Origin of the sequence: Pedococcus bigeumensis (genome assembly GCF_039531795.1) — a bacterium.
GTDB classification, from domain to species: Bacteria; Actinomycetota; Actinomycetes; order Actinomycetales; family Dermatophilaceae; genus Pedococcus; species Pedococcus bigeumensis.
The window spans coordinates 142559-164874 of the sequence record NZ_BAAAQS010000001.1; the positions used below are offsets into that span (position 1 = coordinate 142559).

29 protein-coding genes are annotated in these 22316 nt (G+C 73.0%); 17 read left to right on the top strand and 12 right to left on the bottom strand.

What is annotated here, in order from left to right; genetic code table 11:
- Positions 1–203: 203 nt before the first annotated feature.
- The 7 genes from ABD262_RS00670 to ABD262_RS00700 all read right to left on the bottom strand — a co-directional run bounded on the left by ABD262_RS00670 (position 204) and on the right by ABD262_RS00700 (position 5083).
- Positions 204–452 carry an SCO4226 family nickel-binding protein gene (locus ABD262_RS00670; RefSeq protein ID WP_344129642.1) on the bottom strand — a complete coding sequence of 83 codons (249 nt, stop codon included), beginning with the start codon at positions 450–452 and terminating at the stop codon, positions 204–206.
- Between the two features lie 63 nt (positions 453–515).
- Positions 516–1235: an urease accessory protein UreD gene (locus ABD262_RS00675; protein WP_344129645.1), complete on the bottom strand. Its 720-nt coding sequence runs from the start codon at positions 1233–1235 to the stop codon at positions 516–518.
- Complete coding sequence (gene ureG, locus ABD262_RS00680) at positions 1225–2004, bottom strand: urease accessory protein UreG (protein WP_425564784.1); 780 nt, start codon at positions 2002–2004, stop codon at positions 1225–1227. The genes ABD262_RS00675 and ureG overlap by 11 nt, the downstream gene beginning before the upstream one ends.
- Positions 1964–2632: an urease accessory protein UreF gene (locus ABD262_RS00685; RefSeq protein WP_344129651.1), complete on the bottom strand. Its 669-nt coding sequence runs from the start codon at positions 2630–2632 to the stop codon at positions 1964–1966. The genes ureG and ABD262_RS00685 overlap by 41 nt, the downstream gene beginning before the upstream one ends.
- 39 nt (positions 2633–2671) lie before the next feature.
- A complete protein-coding gene (locus ABD262_RS00690) occupies positions 2672–4381 on the bottom strand; it encodes an urease subunit alpha (RefSeq protein ID WP_344129653.1) in 1710 nt (569 codons plus the stop codon).
- On the bottom strand, positions 4374–4727 hold the full coding sequence (gene ureB / locus ABD262_RS00695; RefSeq protein ID WP_344129656.1) for an urease subunit beta: 354 nt from the start codon (positions 4725–4727) through the stop codon (positions 4374–4376). The genes ABD262_RS00690 and ureB overlap by 8 nt, the downstream gene beginning before the upstream one ends.
- Positions 4728–4780: 53 nt before the next feature.
- Positions 4781–5083: an urease subunit gamma gene (locus ABD262_RS00700; RefSeq protein WP_344129659.1), complete on the bottom strand. Its 303-nt coding sequence runs from the start codon at positions 5081–5083 to the stop codon at positions 4781–4783.
- An 89-nt stretch (positions 5084–5172) separates the two neighbouring features.
- Here ABD262_RS00700 and ABD262_RS00705 point away from each other — a divergent pair, with 89 nt between their 5' ends.
- The gene (locus ABD262_RS00705; RefSeq protein ID WP_344129662.1) at positions 5173–5874 is read left to right on the top strand and encodes a hypothetical protein; all 702 of its coding nucleotides are present in this window, start codon (positions 5173–5175) and stop codon (positions 5872–5874) included.
- Between the two features lie 37 nt (positions 5875–5911).
- On the opposite strand, the gene ABD262_RS00710 is transcribed toward ABD262_RS00705, so the two are convergent.
- Together ABD262_RS00710 and ABD262_RS00715 are read right to left on the bottom strand one after the other, a co-directional pair.
- Entirely contained in the window at positions 5912–6421 is a 510-nt protein-coding gene (locus ABD262_RS00710) for a putative immunity protein (protein WP_344129665.1), read from the bottom strand.
- A 63-nt stretch (positions 6422–6484) separates the two neighbouring features.
- Positions 6485–6922: an HNH endonuclease signature motif containing protein gene (locus tag ABD262_RS00715; protein ID WP_344129667.1), complete on the bottom strand. Its 438-nt coding sequence runs from the start codon at positions 6920–6922 to the stop codon at positions 6485–6487.
- A gap of 14 nt (positions 6923–6936) precedes the next feature.
- Here ABD262_RS00715 and ABD262_RS00720 point away from each other — a divergent pair, with 14 nt between their 5' ends.
- Together ABD262_RS00720 and ABD262_RS00725 are read left to right on the top strand one after the other, a co-directional pair.
- Positions 6937–7923: a hypothetical protein gene (locus ABD262_RS00720; protein ID WP_344129670.1), complete on the top strand. Its 987-nt coding sequence runs from the start codon at positions 6937–6939 to the stop codon at positions 7921–7923.
- Between the two features lie 143 nt (positions 7924–8066).
- Positions 8067–8366 carry a DUF2087 domain-containing protein gene (locus tag ABD262_RS00725; RefSeq protein ID WP_344129673.1) on the top strand — a complete coding sequence of 100 codons (300 nt, stop codon included), beginning with the start codon at positions 8067–8069 and terminating at the stop codon, positions 8364–8366.
- Here ABD262_RS00725 and ABD262_RS00730 read toward each other — a convergent pair.
- Complete coding sequence (locus tag ABD262_RS00730) at positions 8363–8791, bottom strand: cupin domain-containing protein (RefSeq protein WP_344129676.1); 429 nt, start codon at positions 8789–8791, stop codon at positions 8363–8365. The two genes, ABD262_RS00725 and ABD262_RS00730, sit on opposite strands and share 4 nt — an antisense overlap.
- Positions 8792–8894: 103 nt before the next feature.
- Between ABD262_RS00730 and ABD262_RS00735 the strand changes: the two genes are divergently transcribed.
- Together ABD262_RS00735 and ABD262_RS00740 are read left to right on the top strand one after the other, a co-directional pair.
- Positions 8895–9875, top strand: a complete 981-nt coding sequence (locus ABD262_RS00735) for a glycoside hydrolase family protein (RefSeq protein WP_344129679.1) — start codon at positions 8895–8897, stop codon at positions 9873–9875.
- A 113-nt stretch (positions 9876–9988) separates the two neighbouring features.
- Positions 9989–10531, top strand: coding sequence for a GNAT family N-acetyltransferase (locus tag ABD262_RS00740; protein WP_344129683.1), 543 nt, complete (start codon positions 9989–9991; stop codon positions 10529–10531).
- 38 nt (positions 10532–10569) lie between these two features.
- Here the strand turns inward: ABD262_RS00740 and ABD262_RS00745 are convergent, their stop codons facing one another.
- Entirely contained in the window at positions 10570–11073 is a 504-nt protein-coding gene (locus tag ABD262_RS00745) for a DinB family protein (RefSeq protein WP_344129686.1), read from the bottom strand.
- A gap of 120 nt (positions 11074–11193) precedes the next feature.
- On the bottom strand, positions 11194–11841 hold the full coding sequence (locus ABD262_RS00750; protein ID WP_344129689.1) for an LON peptidase substrate-binding domain-containing protein: 648 nt from the start codon (positions 11839–11841) through the stop codon (positions 11194–11196).
- A 70-nt stretch (positions 11842–11911) separates the two neighbouring features.
- On the opposite strand from ABD262_RS00750, the gene ABD262_RS00755 reads away from it, so the two are divergent.
- The 12 genes from ABD262_RS00755 to ABD262_RS00810 all read left to right on the top strand — a co-directional run bounded on the left by ABD262_RS00755 (position 11912) and on the right by ABD262_RS00810 (position 22234).
- The gene (locus tag ABD262_RS00755; RefSeq protein WP_344129693.1) at positions 11912–12268 is read left to right on the top strand and encodes an NADH-quinone oxidoreductase subunit A; all 357 of its coding nucleotides are present in this window, start codon (positions 11912–11914) and stop codon (positions 12266–12268) included.
- A 74-nt stretch (positions 12269–12342) separates the two neighbouring features.
- Positions 12343–12909: an NADH-quinone oxidoreductase subunit B gene (locus ABD262_RS00760; protein ID WP_344134467.1), complete on the top strand. Its 567-nt coding sequence runs from the start codon at positions 12343–12345 to the stop codon at positions 12907–12909.
- Positions 12906–13436, top strand: a complete 531-nt coding sequence (locus ABD262_RS00765) for an NADH-quinone oxidoreductase subunit C (protein ID WP_344129696.1) — start codon at positions 12906–12908, stop codon at positions 13434–13436. The genes ABD262_RS00760 and ABD262_RS00765 overlap by 4 nt, the downstream gene beginning before the upstream one ends.
- On the top strand, positions 13433–14392 hold the full coding sequence (gene nuoH, locus ABD262_RS00770) for an NADH-quinone oxidoreductase subunit NuoH (protein ID WP_344129699.1): 960 nt from the start codon (positions 13433–13435) through the stop codon (positions 14390–14392). The genes ABD262_RS00765 and nuoH overlap by 4 nt, the downstream gene beginning before the upstream one ends.
- Positions 14389–15081 carry a NuoI/complex I 23 kDa subunit family protein gene (locus tag ABD262_RS00775; RefSeq protein ID WP_344129702.1) on the top strand — a complete coding sequence of 231 codons (693 nt, stop codon included), beginning with the start codon at positions 14389–14391 and terminating at the stop codon, positions 15079–15081. The genes nuoH and ABD262_RS00775 overlap by 4 nt, the downstream gene beginning before the upstream one ends.
- Positions 15078–15629: an NADH-quinone oxidoreductase subunit J family protein gene (locus ABD262_RS00780; RefSeq protein ID WP_344129705.1), complete on the top strand. Its 552-nt coding sequence runs from the start codon at positions 15078–15080 to the stop codon at positions 15627–15629. Before ABD262_RS00775 ends, ABD262_RS00780 begins: the two co-directional genes overlap by 4 nt.
- Positions 15626–15973 carry an NADH-quinone oxidoreductase subunit NuoK gene (gene nuoK, locus ABD262_RS00785; protein WP_344129708.1) on the top strand — a complete coding sequence of 116 codons (348 nt, stop codon included), beginning with the start codon at positions 15626–15628 and terminating at the stop codon, positions 15971–15973. The genes ABD262_RS00780 and nuoK overlap by 4 nt, the downstream gene beginning before the upstream one ends.
- On the top strand, positions 15970–17844 hold the full coding sequence (locus ABD262_RS00790; RefSeq protein ID WP_344129711.1) for an NADH-quinone oxidoreductase subunit 5 family protein: 1875 nt from the start codon (positions 15970–15972) through the stop codon (positions 17842–17844). The genes nuoK and ABD262_RS00790 overlap by 4 nt, the downstream gene beginning before the upstream one ends.
- A gap of 10 nt (positions 17845–17854) precedes the next feature.
- The gene (locus tag ABD262_RS00795) at positions 17855–19330 is read left to right on the top strand and encodes a complex I subunit 4 family protein (RefSeq protein WP_344129713.1); all 1476 of its coding nucleotides are present in this window, start codon (positions 17855–17857) and stop codon (positions 19328–19330) included.
- Positions 19327–20832, top strand: coding sequence for an NADH-quinone oxidoreductase subunit N (locus tag ABD262_RS00800; protein WP_344129716.1), 1506 nt, complete (start codon positions 19327–19329; stop codon positions 20830–20832). Before ABD262_RS00795 ends, ABD262_RS00800 begins: the two co-directional genes overlap by 4 nt.
- 59 nt (positions 20833–20891) lie before the next feature.
- Positions 20892–21779 (top strand): zinc metalloprotease HtpX, encoded by an 888-nt coding sequence (htpX, locus tag ABD262_RS00805; protein ID WP_344129719.1) that lies wholly within the window; start codon positions 20892–20894, stop codon positions 21777–21779.
- A 251-nt stretch (positions 21780–22030) separates the two neighbouring features.
- Positions 22031–22234: a cold-shock protein gene (locus ABD262_RS00810; protein ID WP_056924211.1), complete on the top strand. Its 204-nt coding sequence runs from the start codon at positions 22031–22033 to the stop codon at positions 22232–22234.
- The last annotated feature ends 82 nt before the right edge of the window (positions 22235–22316 follow it).

The window sequence follows — 22316 nt, forward strand, 5'->3', positions numbered from 1 at the left end:
CATCTGCTGGTTCGTGCGCGCCACGCGCCTCCTGCGGGCGTTCTTCCATGGTAGGACGGCCGCAGGAGGGGCATGCGGGCAACCCGCATTTCGGACGGTAGGGACCGACGCTGGTGGGTGCGGGAGACCGTGTCGGGGCAGGACGGACAGCGGTGCGAGGGACCGCCCGCGCACCCGTCGGGGGAGCAGCGGTGGGCGTGCGGTCAGGCCGTGACGGTGATCTCGTGGATCTCGTCGTAGGGGTGGCCGGCGCGCTGGTGGATGCGCTGGATGGCGTCCTTGTCCGGCCCCTCCGAGAGACAGAAGACGTGACCGGTGACCGGGTCTCCCCAGGCGCTCTTGAAGTCCACGGACTCCTCGCCCTGGATCGCGAGGTCGGCCCGGTGAGCCTCGAGCAGCGCCTCGGCGGTCACCCCCGGCATGTTGGTGTGCACATCCATGAACTGGGCCATGGCGACTCCCTCTCGGTTGGTGGTCTCGCCAACCTACGCCGTGGCCACCTCGCTCAGGCTCCGTCAAATTGGTGGGAGCCCGGCCTTCCACGCGGCCCAGACCGCGGGCAGGCCGGAGGTGTGCGCCTCGTCGAGCAGCTCTCGCGCGACGCTGCCCGGTTCGTGCAGCCGGTATGCCGGGTGGTCGGCGACGGCCTCCGGCCGCCACCCGAGCGCGGTCACGGTGTCGACGACCCGGGCCGTCCCGAGGGCGCCCGGCCCCAGCCCGGCCCGCACCTCGAGGTGCTCCACCAGGGCCGGCCGGCCGGCATACGTCAGGGTCGTGTGGCAGTCGAGGCGACCACCGTCCTGGCCGCTGCGGCCGAGGGCGACCCGGTCGCGCAGGAGGAGGCGCCCGCCCGGGTCGACGTCGGCCCGCAGGTGGCGGGTGACGGCGGAGCCGTCGGCGACGACGAGGGGTTCGCCGGCCCAGGTGAGGCTGGCGCCGCCGTGCACGCGCAGTGCGGCGTCGACCACGCAGCCGAGCCCGCGGCCGTGGTAGGCGACCGTGCCGGCGACGTCGCGCAGCTCGAGGCGCATCCCGGGACCGACCTCCACCGCCAGCCTGAGGGTGTCACCGCCCAGGAGGGTGGCGGTCGTGGCGAGGAGGGCGACCTCGGCGAAGGACCCGTCGTGCCGGACCACCCGCGGCGTGACCAGACCGGCGGCCAGCACCAGTCTGCTGTTGTCCGCTCCGGGCCAGAGCTCGACCCGGGCGGTGCGGACCTCAGTGTCAGTGGACACCCGCACCGCCGTGGCGGTGGCCGTGGTCGTGGTCGTGGCCGTCGTCGTGGTCGTGGCCGTGGCTGTGCGGGGCCATCGGGCCGGGGTCGACCGGCACGTGGGCACCGGCCCGGTGGGCGCCCACCATCGCGAGCACCCACGCCCGCAGCTCGGCGACCGAGGCCGGGTCGGTGCGTGACAGGCCGATGACGGGGCGCCCGTCGCGGGCCTCCCTGCCCTGCGCCTGCATGAGGTCGGCGTCGACGCCCACGTGGGGCGCGAGGTCGGTCTTGTTGACGACCAGGAGGTCGGCGCGGGAGATGCCGGGGCCGCCCTTGCGCACCACGTCGCCGCCCCCGGCCACGTCGAGGACGAAGACCTGGGCGTCGACCAGGGCCGGCGAGAAGGTCGCGGTGAGGTTGTCACCGCCCGACTCGACCAGCACGAGGTCGAGTGGTGCGAAGTCGGCCTCGAGGTCCTCCACCGCGAGCAGGTTGGCGCTCACGTCGTCGCGGATCGCGGTGTGTGGGCACGCACCCGTCTCCACCGCCCGGATACGATCGGGGTCGAGGACGCCGGCGGCGCGCAGCATCCGCGCGTCCTCGTCGGTGTAGATGTCGTTGGTGACGACCCCGAGGCGCAGCTCGTCGCCGAGCTCGCGACAGACCATGGCGATCAGCGAGGACTTGCCGGTGCCGACCGGTCCCGCGACGCCGAGCCGGAACGCGCGCGGAACCTCTGGCGTGGTCTCAGGCACTGAACAACCTCCGTGGGTGGGTGGGGTGGGCATGCTGCCACTGCTCGAGCAGCGGGGCGGACGGAGCCGGTATGCCGTCCGGCTCGGTCAGGTGGGCGACCTGCGCCACCACGTGCTCGATCCCGGGACCGGCGTGCAGGAGCCACTCGGTGGTCTCGACCGGGTCGAGCGGGCAGAGCTTGAGGGCCGCGGCACAGAGGGACTGCACGTCGTCGTAGGCCACCAGGCGGGCCGTGCGCGCGCCGTCGAGACCGGCGGTGGCAGCCATCGCCCCGACGGCCACGGGCCGGGCCGGGGCGGTCAACGGCGCCAGGGCGGAGGCGGCTGCGCTGCCCGGCCACAGCCGTTGCGCGAGCCGGCGCTGACCCCGCCCGACCGCGACCGACGCGGCCCGCACCACCTCGCTGGGGGTGCGGGCGGCCCAGGCCAGCTGGAGGTCGTCGAGGGGCAGCCCGGCCAGGGTGAGGTGACGGGCCACGACGGCGGTGGCCGCATCGACCAGCACGACGGTCCGCAGCCGGGTGGCCACCAGTGCCGGGACGTCGCGCCGCTCGAGACCGCCGAGGAGGGCCGGCTCGAGGCCGGAGGACTGGGTGTGGCCGCCGACCGGGAGCCGGCCGTCGGCCAACAGCATCGAGGCGAACTCGGGGTGGGGGAGCATGGGGGTCTCGGGTCTCGGGTCTCGGTCTCGGTCGCTGGCTCAGAACAACGAGTAGCGTTGGGCAAGTGGGAGCTCCGTCGCCGGAGCTGGTTCGACGCGCTCGCCGTCGATGCGGATCTCGAACGACTCCGGGTCGACCTCGATCCTCGGCAGGGCGTCGTTGTTGACCATGTCGGCCTTGGTCACCTCCCGGGTCGGACGCACCCCCGCCAGCCGGCGGCGCAGGCCGAGCCGCCCCGCGAGGCCGTCGTCGAGCGCGGCGGGGGCCACGAAGGTGAGCGAGTGGTCGGCGCCGGCTCCACCCTCGCCGACGAGCGCCGGCCGCATCAGGACGGGCTGCGGCGTGGGGATCGACGCGTTCGGGTCTCCGATCGCGGCATACACGATCGCGCCCCCCTTGATCACGAGGTCGGGGCGCCACCCGAAGAGCTTCGGGTCCCACAGCACCAGGTCGGCGAGCTTGCCGGCCTCGACCGACCCGATCTCGTGGTCGACGCCGTGGGCGATGGCGGGGTTGATCGTGTACTTCGCGACGTAGCGGCGGGCGCGCTCGTTGTCGGCCGGCAGGCCCCCGCCGAGGGCGCCCAGCCGGGCCTTCATCACGTGGGCGACCTGCCAGGTGCGGGTGATGACCTCGCCGATGCGCCCCATGGCCTGGGCGTCGCTGCTCGTCATCGAGAGGGCGCCGAGGTCGTGGAGGATGTCCTCGGCCGCGATGGTGGTCGCCCGGATCCGGCTCTCGGCGAAGGCGAGGTCCTCGGGGACCGAGGGGTTGAGGTGGTGGCAGACCATCAGCATGTCGAGGTGCTCGGCCACCGTGTTGACCGTGTGGGGGAGGGTCGGGTTGGTCGACCCGGGCAGCACGTTGGCGTGTCCGGCGATGGTGATGATGTCGGGCGCGTGGCCACCGCCGGCGCCCTCGGTGTGGAAGGCGTGGATGCTGCGCCCGTCGATCGCGCGCAGGGTCGACTCGACGAAGCCGGCCTCGTTGAGGCTGTCGCTGTGCAGCGTCACCTGGAGGCCGAGCTCGTCGGCCGCCCGCAGGGCCGCGTCGATCGCGGCCGGGGTGCTGCCCCAGTCCTCGTGGACCTTGTAGGCCGCCGCGCCACCGAGCGCCTGCTCGCGCAGTCCGGCGGCGCTGACCGTGTTGCCCTTGCCCATGAGCAGGAGGTTGACCGGGAGGTGGTCGAGGCCCCGGAGCACGGACTGGAGGTGCCACGGCCCCGGGGTCACGGTGGTCGCCTTGGACCCCTCCGACGGGCCGGTGCCGCCGCCGCCCAGGGTGGTCAGCCCGGCGGCCAGGGCCTCGTGGACCTGGCTGGTCGAGAGGAAGTGCACGTGCAGGTCGACCCCACCGGCGGTGAGGATGCGTCCCTCGCCCGCGATGACGTCGGTGCCGGGGCCGATCTCGAGGTCGGGGTGGACGCCGTCGGCGATGTCGGGGTTGCCGCTGCGGCCGAGGGCCACGATCCGACCCGCGCGGACACCCACGTCCGCGCGCACGACGCCCCAGTGGTCGAGCACGACCGCATTGGTGATGACGGTGTCCAGGGCGCCCTCCGCGCTGCTGCGGGTGCCCTGGGCCATCGACTCACGGATCGACTTGCCGCCGCCGAAGACGGCCTCCTCACCCCCGAAGGTGAGGTCGTCCTCGACCTCGACCCACAGGTCGGTGTCACCGAGCCGAACCTGGTCGCCGGTCGTCGGGCCGTAGATCGCGGCGTAGCGCTCGCGGTCGAGGTCAGCCATCGAGGTCGCCTTCCGGGTTGCGACCCGTGGTAGCTGGGAGCTGGAGTCCGGGGACCCGTCGGCGACCGCGGAACGCGACCGCCTCGACCTCGCGGCTCACCCCGGGCTCGAACCTGACCGACGTGCCGCTGGGGATGTCGAGCCGGAAGCCGTGCGCGGCGGCGCGGTCGAAGTCGAGGGCGCTGTTGCTGTCGGGAAGGTGGAGGTGGGAGCCGATCTGCACCGGGCGGTCGCCGGTGTTGACGATGACGAGGGTGCGCCGTTCGGCGTCGGTGCGGTCGGCGTTGATGGTGACGGTGCCCGGCCTGACCCTGATCGCGCCGGGGCCGGAGGTGTTGCTGCTCACCGGTCTTCCTCCTGTGGCTGGGAGTTGCTGGGCACGCCTGTCCGTCGCATCGGTCAGGCGATCGGGTGGTGGAGGGTCACGAGCTTGCGCCCGTCGGGGAAGGTCGCCTCGACCTGGACGTCGGCGATCATCTCGGGCACGCCGTCCATGACCTGTTCTCGGCTGAGCACCGTCCGGCCCTCCTCCATCAGGTCGGCCACGAGGGCCCCCTCCCTGGCTCGCTCGATGACCCAGGTCGACAGGAGGGCCACCGACTCGGGGTGGTTGAGCCGCACGCCGCGCGACAGGCGGTCGCGGGCGACCATGCCGGCCACCGACAGCAGGAGCTTCTCGGTGTCCGCAGGGGACAGGTGCATCGCGGCCTCCTCGGCGTGGTCGGGCAGGGCCAGTAGACCAAGGCAGTGTTACGCGCGGATTTCCTCTCCGCCAGCGCTAGCGTCGTGGGGTGTCCACGCGCGCTGCCCCGTCCCCGCGCGTCGTCATGCTGCCGAGCCCGTTGCTCGGGCCAGCCAGCTACCTGCCCCTGGCCGAGACCCTGAGGGAGAGGGAGGTCCCGACCCTGGTGGCATCCGTGCCTGCCGGCGACGTCATGCCCAGCGCCGTCCTCGACCTGTTCGGCGCCGTGGCCGAGCACCATCAGCCCACGGTGCTCGTCGCCCACAGCAACGCCGGCTACTACGCCCCGGTGCTGGCCGAGTCGTTGGACCTGCCGGTCGTGTTCGTGGATGCGGCGCTCCCCGCCACGGGCGTCGGCGAGACCCTTCTGGCACCTGCGGCCTTCGCGGAGCTCATCGCGACCCTCCCCTTGACCGACGGGCTGCTCCCACCCTGGCCGTCGTGGTGGGACCGCTCCGACGTCGCGGCGCTCTTCCCCGACGACGAGTGGCTCGACCGGGTGACCCGGGAGGCCCCCCGCCTTCCGCCCGAGTACTTCACGACGCCCCTCCCGGTGCCGTCCGGCTGGGAGGCGCGGCCCGCGGCATACCTCGGGTTCGGTGACACGTATGCCGCGGAGCTCGCCCTCGCCGAAGAGCTCGGCTGGGTGGTGCGTCGGGAGCGCGGACACCACCTCACGCACCTCGTCGAGCCGGACCGCGTCGCTGGTCTGCTGCTCGAGCTGCTCGGCGGCTTCGCCACCCTTCGCTGAGCCGACCCGGCGCGGGTGAGTTGGAGAGCTCTCCTTGTCAGTCGTCGAAGACGGACCAGCAGATGGCGTTGCGGCGCACCTGGTCCTCCAGCACGAGCGCGCGGATCTCCTCGGGGAGCTGATCGCGCTGCCAGTCACGCTCACGTCGTCCGGCGTCGAGGTCGTGCGGGTTCGCTGCGTGGACGGCCTTGATCGCATAGGCAGCTGCCCCGAGGTCGTGCTCGGCGACGTGCCCCACGCAGGCGGCCTGGCCCGCGGCATGGGCGGCGAGTCGCGCGGCCCCGCGAAGCGGTCGAGCCGCGCTCATCGCGTGGCCACCCCGGGACCGGGCGGCCATCATCGGCAGCTCGCCGTGCGCCCACGCTCGGGCCGCGTCGATCGCCTCCCGAGGGCGGCGATCGGATGGTGCCACCCGTTCGAACAGGGGCAGGACGTGCTCGGCGCAGGTGGCGGCCCACAGTGCCAGGAGGTGGTGGTCGCCGTCGGTGAGCGTCCCACCGCGACGGATCGTCACCAGTCGCGGGTCACGGACGTCCGGGAGGATCACGCTCCCAGCCTGCCATTCCACCCTTGCTGCCCACCGCACAGACGGCTGCTGCCACGAGCTCGGTCAGGCAGCGCGGTGGCCGTGGCGGTCGAGCGGCCACGTGGTGTGCGTGCGACCGTCAGGCGCCGTCCAGGTGCAGACGCCCCGCAAGTCCATCTCGACCTGCCAGCCGGCATGGTGCTTGAACCCGTGATGCGTCGCGCACAGGGCCTGCAGGTTGTCGACCGAGGTCGGGCCATCCGGATGTCGCACCACGTGGTCGAGCTGGCACCGCCTGGCGGCGGTGGCACATCCGGGGAACCGGCACGTCCCGTCTCGGGACCGGACTGCTCGAGCGGTGGCCGCACCCGGCCGGTAGGTCTTCGGGTCCTGCCAGCCGACGGCTCCGGTCTCGGGGTGGCTGCGGGCCAGTCGCACCGTGACATCAGGGTCGTTGAGGAGTGCGACGACGTCCTCGGGCAGCAGCGACCCGACCACGGGGACCTCGGTGTGCGAGGACACGAACCACAGTGGTCGTGGAGGACGCCGTCGTCGAGCTCTTCGCAGCCGCCGAGGTCGTCGTAGACGCCCTTGCCGGAGGGCGACACCCCCTCGGCGGTCGGGTCGTCCTCCTCGTCGCGAGGGTCGAGGAGGCACTGCGCGCCGACACCTCCGCGAAGCCGGGTGCTGCGCTCGCGGTCGACGGGTGCCACGAGCTCGATCGTCGTGCTGATCGTGGCATTGGCCTCGACGAGGTCGGACAAGGCATCCGCCCTCGCCACGCCCATCGCGAGCCCGGGCTGGGCTCGCGCGTACTCGGCTGCCAAGCCGTCCACGGCGTGCCACACGCGCAGCGCCACGGGAGTGGGCAGGTCGGCGACCAGCCGAGTCATACCGGTGCGCTCACCCAGCCGCACCCGGACGTCGCTGCGCCCGCGCGCGAGTGCGTCGAGGCGGACGGCGTCATCCGGCGCACACCGGTCGGCGCTGCGCCGCGCGCGGCGACGGAGGGCGGCACAGCTGGTCGCGGTGATGCCACCGTCGAGGACGCGGGCCTCGAACTCGTGCAGCCGGTCGGGCGGCGCGGCGCCGGACTCGGCGACCACGGCGTCGACGCGGTAGGGCTCGAGGTCGCCCGCCCACGCGAGCGCCCGCACCCGCGGCAGGGCGCAGACGACCCGACGGGCGTGGTCGATGCGGGTCGACATGGTCCGCGGCGACACGTGCAACAACGCCGCCAACGACCCCGCCGCCACCGCGTGACCCGACAACCGCTGACGCCGCCCACCCCCCACCACGCCCGCAGCGAACGCATCAGCGGCGTCCAGCTCGGCCCGCTCGTCACACCGCCGAGCGACGGTCTCCATCGCCGACCGCTGCCGCGCCGTCACCGCACTCACCACCCGCTGCGCCGCCAGCACCAGCGCCTCAGCCTGCTCGGCCGGGAGGTCGGCGATCTCGTCGTCAGCCAGCGCGAAGAGCGCACCAGCAAGCGCGGCCGGCTCGGCCACCTGCACTGCTGACACGCTCTCGAACATGTGTCCAACCTAGTGTCCACCACTGACAACGCACCGCACCTCGCAGGTGGGGAGCGACGACAGCGGACCGACCGGGTGCCGGGTGAAAACCGTTGGGACGACACGGGTTTGCCAGCTAGGTTCGAGGCATGGACCGCCCAGCCCTCGACGACGCCCTCGCCGACCGAGAGGCCGTCCTGCGTGCCTTCGTCCGGCCCGACGGCAGCCTCTCCGCCATCCCGACGCGCATCCGCAAACGGCTCGTCGTGCTCAACGAGATGGCCCAGGCGTTCGAGGTCGGTGAGACCTACGACGAGACACAGGTCAACAGCTCGCTCCGGGCCTGGCACGACGACGTCGCGGCACTGCGCCGCTACCTGGTCGAGGAAGGATTCCTCGAGCGCCGCGACGGGCGCTACTGGCGGGCCGGCGGCACGATCGGGACCTAGGTGGCGTGACCGGGCGCCAGCTCGAAGTCGGCGAAGTCGAACCCCGGCGAGACGAGGCAGCTCACCAGCGCGTCCTCGACCGATGCCACGGTCCGCTGCCAGCAGCCGGCCGGGACGAGGACCTGCGCGTCGCCCGAGACCTCCAGGGTGTGGCGCCGGCACTGGTCCGCCGGCGCCGGTGTCGCGCCAGCGCCGCCCAGCTCGAGCGTCACGACGCCGGTGTGGGCGAGCCACATCTCGTCGGACGCCACCCGGTGCCAGGCCGACTCGGCGCCGGCCGGCAGCAGGAAGTAGATCAGGGTCGCCGCCGAGCGGATGCGGCCGTCGGCGAGCTCGACGGTGTCCGGCGAAGCCCACGTCTGCCGGTACCACCCGCCCTCTGGGTGGGGCTCGAGGTCGAGGGCTGCGGCGAGAGGCGGCTTCATGCGCCCAGTCTCCCCGACCGGGCACCCCGGCTCGGAACGGTCGGGCTCGTCCCACGGTTCGGTTCGGGGGGTGCGGTGTCCTCCGCCCTGCCAGACTCTCCTCATGCTGAGGCTGGATGACCTCTGGGTCTGGGACTCCTGGGTGGCTGACGACGGCGACCTCTACCACCTGTTCTTCCTCCAGGCGCCGCGGGCGCTCGAGGACCCGGGCAAGCGGCACACCGCCGCGACGGTGGGTCACGCCACGTCGCCCGACCTCGTCAGCTGGACCTACCTCGGCGAGTGCTTCGGCCCCGATCGCAGTGGTGCGCCACGGTTCGACGACCTCTCGATCTGGACCGGCTCGGTGGTCAACGACGGCGCGCGGTGGCGGATGTACTACACGGCCGTGTCCAACCGCGGCCACCACGTCTACGACCAGCGGGTCGGCTCAGCGGTCTCCGACGACCTGCAGCACTGGCAGCGCGGCGCGGACCCGGTCGTGGGTGTCGACGGTCGCTGGTACAAGAACCTCGCGAACACCCCTGCGCCCACCGAGGGCCCAGACCTGGAGGGCTCGAGCGAGACCTGGCGCGACCCGCTCGTCTTCGCCGACCCCGACGGCGACGGCTGGCACATGTTGATCAGCGCACGGGCTCGCGACGCCGCCCGCAACGACGACGGGGTCGTCGCGCACGCCACGAGTCCCGACCTGCAGACCTGGACGCTGGGGCCGCCACTCTGCGAGCCGGGAGCCGGGTTCGGCCAGCTGGAAGTGTTGCAGGACAAGCAGATCGACGGTCGTTGGGTGCTCGTGTTCACCTGCCACCCGCAGGAGATGACGGCCGAGCGCATCGCTCGCACCGGCGAGTACTGCACGTGGTCGGTGCCCGGAGCCGGGCCGCTCGGGCCGTGGGACATCGACGCCGCTCGACCGTTCACCAGCGATCCGCACCTCTTCGCCGCACCCCTGGTGCAGCAGCGGGACGGGTCGTGGGTGCTCATCGGCTTCCGCAACCTCGAGCCCCAGGGCCTCGACGGCTTCGAGATCACCGACCCCATCCCGGTCACCCTCGACGCCGACGGCTACCTCGTCGCCCGCTGACCCGAGCCGCGGGTATGCCGCGCGGCCGAGTGGGCCACGCGGCATGCCGCACCGGGCGGGTCGGCCGGTAAATGCCGAGCGCCCGCTCGGTCGCGCCGCCTAGGGTCGCGAGCATGTTCATCCGCCAGGAGCAGCCGGCCGACGCGGACGCGATCCGTGAGGTGCACCGGCGCGCCTTCGCGAAGCCGGCCACGCCGGACGCCCCGGCCACCGACGGCTCGCTGGAGGCGAACCTCGTCGACGAGCTGCGGGCCGAGGGCGACCTCCTCCCACAGCTGTGCCTCGTCGCGGTCGAAGAGGGGCTCGTCGTCGGGCACGTCGCGATGAGCCGTGCGCTCCTCGACGACCGACCGGCGGCCCTGGCCGCACTGGGCCCCCTCGGGGTGCTTCCGGAGCGCCAGGGTGCCGGGGTCGGCTCGGCGCTGGTGCACGCGACGCTCGCGGCGGCGGACACCCTGGGGGTGCGCGGCGTGGTCCTGCTCGGCCACCCGACCTACTACCCGCGGTTCGGGTTCGGGCCGGCCGTCGACCACGGGATCACGCCACCGCAGGACTGGGGGACGGCCTTCTTCATGCTGCGCACCCTCGGCGGGTGGGGCGACGGCCTGCGCGGCGCGTTCCGCTACGCCCCCGCCTTCGAGCGACTCGACCCCTAGCCCCGCCGAGTCGCAGGCGGGTCTGGAGGGGTGGTGGCTCAGTCGCCGGTCCGGCCGTCGGCGAGCTCGCGCAGGATGTCGAGGTGGCCGTTGTGGCGGGCGTTCTCCTCGATGAGGTGCAGGATCACCCAGCGCAGGGTCGGGTGCTCGCCCGACCGGAACGGCGTCACCGACCGGTCGTCGAGGTCCAGCCGGGCGATGATGGCGTCGGTGCGCTCGGCCTGCTCGACGTACTCCGCCAGGGTCTGCTCCAGCGGCGTCGTGGCCCCGAGGCTGAACTCGCGGTCGGGCTCCTCGTCGGTCCATGGGCCCAGGTCGGGCCCGCCGACGAAACGGTTCTCGATCCACGAGTGCTCGACCCAGCGCAGGTGGTTGACCACCCCGCCCAGGCTCATCAGCGGCGACCCGGGCAGCGGCGCCGCACCCACGTACTCGTCGGCGAGGTCGCGGCACTTCTCGGCAGCGGTGTCGCGCGTGTACTGGAGCATGGTGAGCAGGGTGGTCCGTTCGTCCCAGGCCGCGGGGGTGTCGGTTCGCGTCATGGGCCGACCCTGTCGCACCGACCGGCCCCGCGCCACTGGATTCTCCGGCAGCACCAGTCTGCTCGGGTCATCGGGTGGTCCGGCAGCACCGGGGTGCGCGCGTCCAGCGCCCTCGGCCGGCTAGTTGGGGTTGAACCCGTGCTCGGGAGCCGGCGGCACCACGCCGAGCGTCGCCGCCAGCTGCCGCTCGCGCCGCACCAGCGAGAGCCCGAGCCGCAGCCGGGTCTCGGTGTCGTGGGCGGCCAGCAGCCGCTGTCGGTCGCCGAGGTCGAGACCGACTGCCGTGCCCACGGCATACGAGAGCTCGTCGGCGTCTGCCGGCCACTGCGGCTCCTCGGCCCCGAGGGTGGTGGCGAAGTCGTGCAGCGCCGAGCGCAGCCGGCCGACCAGGTCGACCACCGCGTCGGCGTCCCCGGTGCGCTCCTCGAGGAGGGTCACCTCCCCGACGAGATATGCCGTGCCGGCACCGGTCACGAGCGCGTCCAGCCGGAACCGGCGCACCCCGGCGGAGAAGACCAGGTAGCGACCGTCGCTGACGGCGGCCGCCTGGAGCACCCGGGCCACGCACCCGATCTCGTGCAGGTCGCGGGCCGCGTCGGGACCCACCTCGTGGCCCTGCCGGATCGCGACCACCCCGAACTCGGGCGCCTCCGGGGCGTTGGCCAGGTCACTGAGCAGCTCGATGTAGCGCGGCTCGAAGAGCTGCAGCGGCAACGTCGCCCCGGGCACGAGCACGGTGCCGAGGGGGAACAGGGGGAGCCGGGCCACCCCCTCACGCTAGGGCCCTCCGCGTCGGCGCAACACCCCTGTGCGGTGCCGTCCCACTAGGCTGCCAACCGTGTCGCCCTACGTCGTCATCGCCGCAGTGGTCGCAGTCGGCCTGCTGCTCTTCGTGGCCGCGATGGGCGCCCGGGCACTGCTCGCCCCGAAGGCCCCGACACGCGCCAAGCTCACGACGTACGAGTCGGGCGTCGACCCCGTGGGGCGCGACTGGGCCCAGACCCAGGTCCGCTACTTCGTCTACGCCTTCCTCTACGTCATCTTCGCCGTCGACGCCGTCTACCTGTTTCCCTGGGCGCTCGTCGTCCGCAGCAACCTCGGGGCTGCCTCCCTGGTCGAGATCGCGGTCTTCGTCGGCATCCTGCTGGTCGGACTGGTGCACGCCGCGCGCCGCGGTCTGCTGAGGTGGCTCTGATGACCACCGCCCAGCCGACCCCACCGGTGCCCCAGTCGACCGGCCAGCCGACGAGCCGGCCGACCCCGCTGCCGATGCCCCGGGTGGGGCCGGCCACCGACCTCGCGCCCCAGCCGATCCGGGTCGTGCTCAACTGGGGCCGCCGGTACTCGCTGTGGGTCTTCAACTTCGGGCTGGCCTGCTGTGCGATCGAGTTCATCGCGGCGTCGATGGCCCGGCACGACTTCATCCGCCTCGGCGTGATCCCCTTCGCGCCCGGCCCGCGCCAGGCCGACCTGATGGTCGTGTCCGGCACGGTGACCGACAAGATGGCGCCGGCCGTGCGCCGGCTCTACGACCAGATGCCCGAGCCCAAGTACGTCATCTCCTTCGGCGCCTGCTCCAACTCGGGCGGCCCCTACTGGGACTCCTACTCCGTCACCAAGGGCGTCGACACGATCATCCCCGTCGACGTCTACGTGCCGGGGTGCCCGCCGCGCCCCGAGTCGCTGCTCCAGGGCATCCTCAAGCTGCAGGAGAAGATCGCCGCGGAGACGTTGACCACCAAGGGAATCCGCGCGAAGTACGCCGGACACCGCATCGCCTCAGCGGGTGAGGTCAACCGGCCGCTCGTGCGACCCCCCGTCAAGGACGTGCCGTGAGCGACCCGAGCGCCCTCACCCGGGCCGAGGTCGACCCAGCCGACTGGGTCGAGACGATCGCGGCCGCCCGGAGTGCGGGCTACACCTTCTTCGACTGGCTGACGGCGGTCGACCAGCTCGACGACGAGCAGGCCCCCGGGCTCGACGTCGTCTGCCACCTGATGGACGGGTCGACGCCGACCGCGTTGCGTCGCAAGCTCTTCCGCACGCGGGTCCCTGCTGGTGCCCACCTCGCCAGCCTGACCTCGGTGTTCCGCGGTGTGGCGTGGCACGAGCGCGAGACCCACGAGATGTTCGGCCTCGACTTCGACGGCTTCGACGACGGCACCGGGCTGGGACTGCGCCCGTTGCTCCTGCCCGACGGGTTCGAGGGCACGCCCCTGCGCAAGTCGTTCGTCCTCGCGGCACGTGCCTCCAAGCCGTGGCCGGGCGCGAAGGAGCCGGGGGAGTCCGAGCACGCGAAGCCGACCGGTCGGCGCCGGGTGTCGGCGCCGGGTGTGCCCGACCCCGAGTGGGGGCCACGGTGAACGACGCGGTCGAGGTGACGCTGCGCGCCGTCGGCGTGCTCGCGGCCTTCCTGGTCCTCCCGCTGCTGGTGGGCCAGACCGAGCACAAGGTGATGGCCCACATGCAAGGACGCCTCGGCCCGATGTATGCCGGTGGCTTCCACGGGTGGGCCCAGCTGGTCGCCGACGGGGTCAAGTTCGTCCAGAAGGAGGACATCACCCCGGCTGCCGCCGACCAGCGGGTCTTCCGGTTCGCCCCGGCCGTCGCGCTGGTGCCCTACCTCGTGGCGATGGCGGTCATCCCGCTCAGCCCGGACGTGGTGGCCGCCGACCTGCCGGCGTCAGCGGTGTTCGTCCTCGCGGTGACCGCCGTCGGCATCCTCGGCACCCTGATGGCCGGGTGGGCGAGCGCCAACAAGTACTCCCTGCTCGGCGCCATGCGCGCCGCGGCCCAGCTGCTCTCCTACGAGCTGCCGTTGGTGCTCGCGGTCGCGAGCGTGTGCCTCGCCGCCGGCTCGCTCTCGCTGTCCGGCATCGTCGCCGCGTGGTCGCCGTGGTGGCTGGTCCTCCAGCTGCCGGGGGCCATCGTGTTCCTCGTGTCCGCCGTGGCGGAGCTCCAGCGACCGCCGTTCGACATGCCGGTCGCCGACTCCGAGATCGTGTTCGGCGCCTACACCGAGTACACCGGGCTGAGGTTCGCGTTCTTCCTGCTCAGCGAGTACGCCGGCATCGTCGTGATGTCCCTGTTGTTCGCCGTCCTCTACCTCGGTGGCTGGCACGGCCTGGCCAGCGACCAGCTCGGCTGGCTCTGGACCCTGCTCAAGGGCTTCTGCATCGCGGTCGTCGTCATCTGGCTCCGGGTGGCGTGGCCGCGGCTGCGCGAGGACCAGCTGCAGCGACTGGCCTGGCTCGTGCTCGTGCCCCTCGCGCTCGCCCAGCTGGCGCTGACCGGTGTCGCGGTGGTGGTCACGGCATGAGTGAAGAGACGAAGAAGCCCGGAGCCATCGGCATACCCGGGATCCTCAAGGGGCTGGCCACGACGGCGCGGACGATGGCGAAGCCGACGCACACCGCGGAGTACCCCGACGCGCAGCCGCACCTGCCACCCCGCAGCCGCGGGGTCATCGCGCTCCTGGAGGAGAACTGCACCTCCTGCATGCTCTGCGCCCGGGAGTGCCCCGACTGGTGCATCTACATCGACTCCCACAAGGAGACGATCCCCGCCACGACTCCGGGTGGGCGTGAGCGGCAGCGCAACGTCCTCGACCGGTTCGCGATCGACTTCAGCCTCTGCATGTACTGCGGCATCTGCATCGAGGTCTGCCCGTTCGACGCGCTGCACTGGAGCCCGGAGTTCGAGTACTCCGAGCTCGACATCCGCGACCTGCTCCACGAGAAGGACCGGCTCGGCCAGTGGATGCCGACCGTGCCGCCGCCGCCCGCGCTGGACGAGCACTCCGCCGAGCCCGCCGAGATCGGCGCGACGACGCGGCCCGGCCGGCTGGTCCGCAGCACCCCGGCTCGCCCGGCGCCGACCCGCGCCACCCCGACCGGGCAGGAGCCGCCGCCTGCGACCCCCGAGCCCGCATCGGAGCCCGCCCCGAAGCCCGCATCGGAGCCCGCCCCGAAGCCCGCATCGGAGCCCGCCCCGGAGCCCGGGGAATGACGGCACTGGACGTGGCCTTCGCCGCGGTCGGCCTGGTGACCGCGGCCAGCGGCCTGCTCGCGGTGACGACCCGCCACGTGGTGCACGCGGCGCTGTGGCTGGTGGTCTGCCTCGGCGCCGTGGCCGGCTGCTACCTCGTGCTCGGGGCCGAGTTCGTCGCGCTGGTGCAGCTCCTCGTCTACGTCGGGGCGATCGTCGTGCTGGTGCTCTTCGCGCTGATGCTGACCCGGGCCCCCATCGGCGCGAACCCCGACATCAGCACCGGTCGGCTGCACCGCGTGCTGGCCGGCGTCCTGGGCGCCGGCGTGACGGCCCTGCTGGCGGCGGCGCTGCTGCCCCTCGCCGGTCCGGCCGTCGAGCGCCGCGACACCTCCACCGCCCAGCTCGCCGAGCAGCTGTTCGGCACCTGGGTGTGGCCCTTCGAGGTCCTTTCCGTCCTCCTGCTCGTCGCGCTGGTGGCCGCCATGGCGGTGTCGCGGATGACCCGGCCCAGCGCGGCAGAGGGCGCGGCAGAGGCTGCGGCGGCCCACGAGGGGGAGGGCGGATGATCCACCTCGCCGGCCCCTACCTGCTCGCCGCGGTGCTCGCGGGTCTCGGCACCTACGGCGTGCTCGCGCGCCGCAACGCCGTGCTCGTGCTCATCGGGGTCGAGCTGGTCCTCAACGCGGGCAACCTCCTGCTCGTCTCCGTTGGCGCGGCCGGCGGCGACCGCTGGGCCGCAGGCAACGTCCTCACCCTCTTCGTCATCACCATCGCCGCCGCCGAGGTCGTGGTCGCGCTGGCCGTGGTGCTGGCCGTCTTCCGGCTCCGTGGCGACGTCGACCTCAGCGAGCCGGTCGGCGACGACCTCAGCGAGCCGGTCGGCGAGCGGTCGGACGAGGTGCGGTCATGAGCGGCACCGCCGCCCGCCTGGTCGTCCTCGTCCCCGCCGTGGCGGCCCTCCTGGGCCTGCTGGTGGCGCGCCGCACCGACCCGCGCGCCCCGCGTGCCCTGGCCATCGGGGCGTCCGTCGTCGCGATGGTGCTCGCGGTCGCCGAGGTCATCGGGGTGCACGGCTCGTCGGGTGCCCGCACCGTGTCGTCGATCCCCGCCCTCGCCGCCGGGGAGCTGCGGATCCCGTTGCAGCTGCAGGCCACCACGGCCACCGCGACCATCGCCCTGGTCGTCGCCGTCGTCGGCTGGGCCGTCCAGGTCTTCGCCGGGTGGTACCTGCGTGCGGACGACCGCTACGGCATCTTCGCCGCCACCGTCTCGCTGTTCACGGCCGGCATGCTCCTCGTCGTCCAGTCCGCCGACCTCGTCCTGACCCTCGTCGGCTGGGAGGTGATGGGGTGGTGCTCCTACCTGCTGATCGGCCACTGGAGCCGCAAGGAGTCCGCCCGTCGCGCCGCCCTGAAGGCCTTCCTCGTCACCCGCCTCGCCGACGTCGGCTTCGTCCTCGGGGTGGTGGTCCTCGCCGCGGGCGCCGGCTCCACGGCATACCGGCAGGTGGTGCAGGCCTGGGCGGGCGCCGGCTGCAACGACGCCGGCGCGTGCATCGGCCCCAGCGCCACCCTCCGCAACGCGGCGATGGCGCTCCTCGTGATCGGCATCCTCGGCAAGTCGGGCATGGTGCCCTTCCACGACTGGCTGCCCGACGCCATGGAGGGCCCGACGCCCGCGTCCGCGCTCATCCACGCCGCGACGATGGTCGCGGCCGGCACCTTCGTGCTCGGCCAGCTGTTCGACGTCCTCGTCGTCGCCGACGGTGCGCGCTGGCTGCTCGCGGTGAGCACCGCCGTGACGATGGTGTATGCCGCGGTGCTGGCCTTCGGGCAGAGCGACCTGAAGCGGCTGCTCGCCTACTCCACCCTGAGCCAGGTCGCCCTGATGCTGTCCGCGCTCGCGGTGGCCCCGGCCGACGAGGGGCCCGGCGCCGGCGTGCTCCACCTCTACTCCCACGCCTTCTTCAAGGCCCTGCTGTTCCTCGCGATCGGGTGGCTCAGCGTGACGGTCGGCGGCACGGCCGCAGCCACGATGCGCGGCGGTGTGCGCGGCCACCTGTTCATCAGGCCGGCCATGTTCGTCGGCCTGCTCTCCCTCGCAGGGGTCCCGCCACTGGTCGGTTTCGTCTCCAAGGAGCACGTGCTCTCCGCGGCGGAGGCGGGCATCGCCGACGGCCAGGCCCGCGCGTGGGTCGTCCTCCTGGCCGGGTTGCTGACGGTCGTCCTCACCGCGGCCTACTGCATGCGCGCGTGGGTCGTCCTCGACGACCTGGGCGCGGCCGACGTCGAGCGCCACGACACCGACACCGCGACGCTCGGCGTGCGGGTCGTCGTGTCGGTCCTGGCCGTCCTCACCGTCGTCGGCGGGCTCGTCGTCGTGACCCCGCTGCTCCACCTCGGCGGCCACATCGCGTGGCTCGTCGCGCTGCTCAGCGTCCTGCTCATCGTCGGAGCCGGCCTCGCTGTCCGCTCGGTCGCCGCCGGCGAGGACCCTGCGATCCGGGTCGTCGGCGCGCGGATGCCGTCGTTCGACGCAGGGTTCGGCGTCGACCGCCTCTACGTCGCGCTCGTCGCGCGACCCGTCCTCGCCCTCGCCCACGTGGTGGTGTTCCTCGACCGGGAGGTCGTCGACGCCTACGTCCGTGGGGCGGCTGCAGCGGCCCGGCTCGGCGGCCTGGGTGGGCAGCGGGCCCACCGGTCCGAGGTGGCCGCCTCGGGTCTGGCCTGGGTGGTCGCCGGGGTCGTGGCCGTCGCGCTCGCAGGGGTCGCGCTGTGGTGAGGGAGATGCCGTGGTGATCCTCGCCAGCCTCGTCGTGCCCGCGGCAGTCGCCGTGTGGCTGCTCACGGGTGGCCGCGGCGTCTCCCACCGCGCCGCCAACCTGCTCGCCAGCGCGGCCAGCGTGGTGACCCTCGCCGGCGTCCTCTTCGCCGTGATCACCCGCCCCACCGTCGACCGGGCGTGGGTCCCGTCGCTCGGGCTGAGGTGGCAGCTGGCCGTCGACGGGATCAGCGCGCCCCTGCTGTTGCTCACCGCGATCCTCGGCGTCGGGGTTGTCCTGCACACCCTCGACCGGCCGCCGCAGGGCGGCACGACGGCCGCCTTCCACGCCTGCCTGCTCCTGGTCGAGTTCGGCGCCCTGGCCACCTTCTACGCGCGCGACGCGGTGCTGTTCTTCGTCGCCTTCGAGCTGGTGCTCGTGCCCATGTGGGTGCTCATCACCCGCTTCGGTGACCCCCACGACCAGGCCGCGCGGTCCGACGCCGGCGGGCGGTTCGTCCTCTACACCGCGTTCGGCTCGACGCTGATGCTCGTCGGCATCCTCGCCCTCGTGGCGAAGGCGGGCACCTCCGACCTCGACGTCCTCGCCCAGGGCGGCGGCCACGGCATCCCGGTCGGCACGCAGACCCTCATCGCGGCGCTGCTCGTCGGAGGGCTGGCCGTCAAGGTGCCGGTCTTTCCACTGCACACCTGGCTGCCGCCGGCCCACACCACCGCACCCACGGCCGGGTCGGTGCTGCTGGCCGCCGTGCTGCTCAAGATGGGCACCTACGGCCTCGTCCGGCTGCCGCTGGCCTCGCTGCCAGACGGCTTCGGCAAGGTCGCGCCGGTGCTCGCGGTGTTCGGCGCGGTCGGCATCATCTGGGGAGGGCTCGCCTGCCTCGTCGAGCGCGACCTCAAGCGGCTCGTCGCGTACTCCTCGGTGGCCCACATGGGTTTCGTCGTCCTCGGCCTGTCCAGTGGCACCCGCACCGGCCTGCAGGCCGCGTTGTTCGCGAACGTCGCGCACGGCGTGGTCTCGGCCCTGCTCTTCGTCGTCGTGGGTGGTCTCAAGGAGCGGTGGGGGAGCGCCGACCTGGCGACGGCGCGGGCCGCGCTCCGCGAGGTCACCCCGCGCCTCGGGTTCGCCCTCGTCGTCGGCTTCGCCGCCTCCCTGGGGCTGCCCGGGCTGGCGGGGTTCTGGGGTGAGTTCCTCAGCGTGTATGCCGCCTGGTCACCCGCCGCCGACCGTCCCGAGGGCCTCTTCCGCGCCCTGGCCGTCGTGGGGGCCCTGGGCACCGTCCTGGCCGCCGCCTACGCCCTGCGGGTCCTGCGGACGGTGTGGGCCGGTGACCGCGCCCAGCCACGGATCGAGGACAGCCGCGACAGTGAGTGGGACGTCATCGCCGTGCTGGTGCTGGCCGTGCTGCTGCTGGGCATCGCGCCCGGCCCGCTGCTCGCCCTCACCGACGACACCGTGACGACCATCATCGGAGCCGCGCCGTGAGCGCGCCGACGGCCACCGCGCTGGTCACGTTCGACTGGCTGGCCCTGGCCCCTGTGGCGGTCCCCGCGCTGGGCGCCGTGCTCGTCCTGGTCGTCGACGCCCTCGCACCCCGACTGGTCCGGCTGCACGCCGCCGTCGGTGTGCTCGCCCTGGCTGCGGGCATCGCCCTCGCGGTGCCCGGGGCCCTGCGCTCGGCCTCCGACCCGCTGCGCACGCTCTGCCTGCCCGCCCCCGACGGCGCCTGCCTCTACGAAGCGGGCCCGCTCGCGAGCGCCCTGCAGCTCGGGGCGCTCGCCTCCGCGCTAGTCGTCCTCCTGCTGAGCTGGCCGGGGGCCGATCCCCGCGACCACCTGCGCGGTGGCCCGGCGGTCATCGTGTCCCTCGTGCTCGCGGCGACCGCGGGAGGAGCGGGTGTCGCGGCAGCCCACGACCTGGGCTCGTGGCTGGTCTGCCTCGAGCTCGCCACCCTGCCGGCCATCGCCCTGGTCGCCCTGCGCGGCGACGGGCCGGCCGGGCGCGGCGCGCTGGCGCTCCTGACCACGTCACTGGTGTCGTTCGCGATGGTCGTGCTGGGCGCGGCCCTGTGGCTGCTGTCCACCGGCGCGGCGGTCTTCGCGGCCGGTGGGGTGCAGGACGCCCTCGGCGACCCGCAGCGCCGGGTCGTGCTCCTGCTCGGGGCGCTGCTGCTGCTCGCCGGGCTGGGTTTCAAGCTCAGCCTCGTCCCGTTCCACGTCTGGACCCCGCAGGCCTACGCCGGCGCCACCGAGCCGGTCGCCGCCTTCCTCGCCGCGACCTCGAAGATCGCCGCGCTGGCCGCCCTGCTCGTCGTGGTCCAGCCACTCGTCGGGGGCGGTGCCCCGGTGCTCGTAGGCATCGGCATCCTGGCCGCCGTCTCCATGACGCTCGGCAACGTCATGGCGCTGGTGCAGGACGACCCGGTGCGGCTGCTCGCGTGGTCCACCGTCGCCCAGGCGGGGTGGGTGGTGCTGCCGCTCTCGGCGCTCGACGACGAGTCGGCCGCCGCCTCCGGCGGGTACCTGCTCGCCTACGTCGTGGCGACCCTGGTCGCCTTCACCGTGGTGCACGTCGTGACGGCCACGCCACGGCGCCGGGGGGTGGCCGACCAGGGCCGCACGCTCGCGGCATACACGGGGCTGCTGCGGGCCCACCCGCTGCTGGGCGGGGCGCTGGGGCTGGCCCTGCTCTCGCTCGCCGGGCTGCCTCCGGGGGTGATCGGCCTGGTGGCCAAGGTCGTGGCGCTGCGCCCCGTCGTCGGCGAGGGACAGTGGCTGCTCGTGGCGGTGGCGGTGCTCAACGCGGTGATCGGGGTGGCGGTCTACCTGCGGTGGTTCGCGGTGCTGCTGCGCGACCCCGACGAGGGGCCGGCGCGCGCCGTCATCCGGCGCATCCCGCGGTCGGCGCTGGCCGCGCTCGTCCTCAGCGGGACGGCGCTCGTGGCGACCAGTGTGATGCCCCAGCTGCTCCTCGGCCTGCTCGGCTGAGCACCCGCTGGAGCCGGTTCGCGGGGAACGCCAGCACGGAAACAAGCGTTGTGGCAGACATGCACAACCACTTCAACGGGCTCAAGACCGCAGCCCTCTTCGGCGGGATCTTCGCCCTCCTGCTCGCCATCGGTGGAGTCATCTCGGCCTCGACGGGCAGCTCGGCGTTCATCTGGCTCTTCGCCCTCTTCGGCGTCGGCATGACCGCCTACGGCTACTGGAACTCCGACAAGCTCGCCATCAAGGCGATGCACGCCTACCCCGTCAGCGAGGCGCAGGCCCCGGCGATGTACCGCATCGTCCGCGAGCTCTCGACCGCCGCCGGCAAGCCGATGCCCAAGCTCTTCGTCAGCCCGACCGCGGCACCCAACGCGTTCGCGACCGGTCGCAACCCGGAGAACGCCGCCGTCTGCTGCACCGAGGGGATCCTCGGCCTGCTCGACGAGCGTGAGCTGCGCGGGGTCCTCGGCCACGAGCTGATGCACGTCTACAACCGCGACATCCTGACCGGCTCGGTGGCCGCGGCCGTGGCCGGCGTGATCACGTCCGTGGCCCAGATGCTCATGTTCGCAGGCATGTTCGGCGGCGGGGGCAACGACGAGGACCGCCCCAACCCGATCGCCCTGCTGGCCATGGCGCTGCTGGCGCCGTTCGCCGCGATGATGATCCAGATGGCGATCAGCCGCACCCGCGAGTACGACGCGGACGAGGACGGCGCGAAGCTCACCGGCGACCCGCTGGCGCTCGCGTCGGCGCTGCGCAAGCTCGAGGTGGGAGTCGCCCGGGCGCCCCTGCAGCCGACCCCCGCGATCCAGAACTCCGCCCACATGATGATCGCCAACCCCTTCCGGCCGCAGGACGTGTCGCGGTTCTTCTCGACGCACCCGCCGATGACCGAGCGCATCGCCCGTCTCGAGCAGCAGGCCTACGGCTTCCGCCAGCGCTGACCCGCGGCCGCTCCGTCCCGTTCTGCCCCATTCGCGGGCCCTGGCGAGACCCCCGCAGACGACTCGCCAGGGCCCGGGAATGAAAGTCCGGCGGATTCACGTTATGGTTGGAGCAGTTGCAGTTCCTCGTGTGAGTGGGCCCGCCAGTGTGCGGGCCTTTTCCGTAAGCGGTGTATTCCGTGTCGTGGTGATTTCGCAGCTGGTGGTCCGCATCCGCGGCCACATCGGCCAATTAGGAAAAGAGTTATCCCATGGCACAGGGAACAGTTAAGTGGTTCAACGCTGAGAAGGGCTTCGGCTTCATCGAGCAGGACGGCGGCGGCGCCGACGTCTTCGTGCACTACTCCGCGATCGAGTCCGGCGGCTACCGCTCGCTCGACGAGGCGCAGCGTGTCGAGTTCGACATCACGCAGGGCCCGAAGGGTCCCCAGGCGGAGAAGGTCACGGTCATCTGACCTGCCCCACCCTCTGAACCACAGTTCGAAGCCCCCGGCCGTCATCGGCCGGGGGCTTCGGCGTCTTCCCCAGCCACGGCTG

Bases quoted from the DNA above. Each gene is read 5' to 3' on its own strand.
- ABD262_RS00760 (WP_344134467.1), top strand. From the start codon at position 12,343: ATGCCCCGGGTGGGGCCGGCCACCGACCTCGCGCCCCAGCCGATCCGG.
- ureG (WP_425564784.1), bottom strand. From the start codon at position 2,004: ATGCCCACCCCACCCACCCACGGAGGTTGTTCAGTGCCTGAGACCACG.
- ABD262_RS00745 (WP_344129686.1), bottom strand. From the start codon at position 11,073: ATGACGCGAACCGACACCCCCGCGGCCTGGGACGAACGGACCACCCTG.
- ABD262_RS00740 (WP_344129683.1), top strand. From the start codon at position 9,989: ATGTTCATCCGCCAGGAGCAGCCGGCCGACGCGGACGCGATCCGTGAG.
- ABD262_RS00775 (WP_344129702.1), top strand. From the start codon at position 14,389: ATGAGTGAAGAGACGAAGAAGCCCGGAGCCATCGGCATACCCGGGATC.
- nuoK (WP_344129708.1), top strand. From the start codon at position 15,626: ATGATCCACCTCGCCGGCCCCTACCTGCTCGCCGCGGTGCTCGCGGGT.
- ABD262_RS00670 (WP_344129642.1), bottom strand. From the start codon at position 452: ATGGCCCAGTTCATGGATGTGCACACCAACATGCCGGGGGTGACCGCC.
- htpX (WP_344129719.1), top strand. From the start codon at position 20,892: ATGCACAACCACTTCAACGGGCTCAAGACCGCAGCCCTCTTCGGCGGG.
- ABD262_RS00735 (WP_344129679.1), top strand. From the start codon at position 8,895: ATGCTGAGGCTGGATGACCTCTGGGTCTGGGACTCCTGGGTGGCTGAC.
- ABD262_RS00790 (WP_344129711.1), top strand. From the start codon at position 15,970: ATGAGCGGCACCGCCGCCCGCCTGGTCGTCCTCGTCCCCGCCGTGGCG.
- ABD262_RS00725 (WP_344129673.1), top strand. From the start codon at position 8,067: ATGGACCGCCCAGCCCTCGACGACGCCCTCGCCGACCGAGAGGCCGTC.
- ABD262_RS00690 (WP_344129653.1), bottom strand. From the start codon at position 4,381: ATGGCTGACCTCGACCGCGAGCGCTACGCCGCGATCTACGGCCCGACG.
- ABD262_RS00780 (WP_344129705.1), top strand. From the start codon at position 15,078: ATGACGGCACTGGACGTGGCCTTCGCCGCGGTCGGCCTGGTGACCGCG.
- ABD262_RS00685 (WP_344129651.1), bottom strand. From the start codon at position 2,632: ATGCTCCCCCACCCCGAGTTCGCCTCGATGCTGTTGGCCGACGGCCGG.
- ABD262_RS00810 (WP_056924211.1), top strand. From the start codon at position 22,031: ATGGCACAGGGAACAGTTAAGTGGTTCAACGCTGAGAAGGGCTTCGGC.
- ABD262_RS00730 (WP_344129676.1), bottom strand. From the start codon at position 8,791: ATGAAGCCGCCTCTCGCCGCAGCCCTCGACCTCGAGCCCCACCCAGAG.
- ABD262_RS00700 (WP_344129659.1), bottom strand. From the start codon at position 5,083: ATGCACCTGTCCCCTGCGGACACCGAGAAGCTCCTGCTGTCGGTGGCC.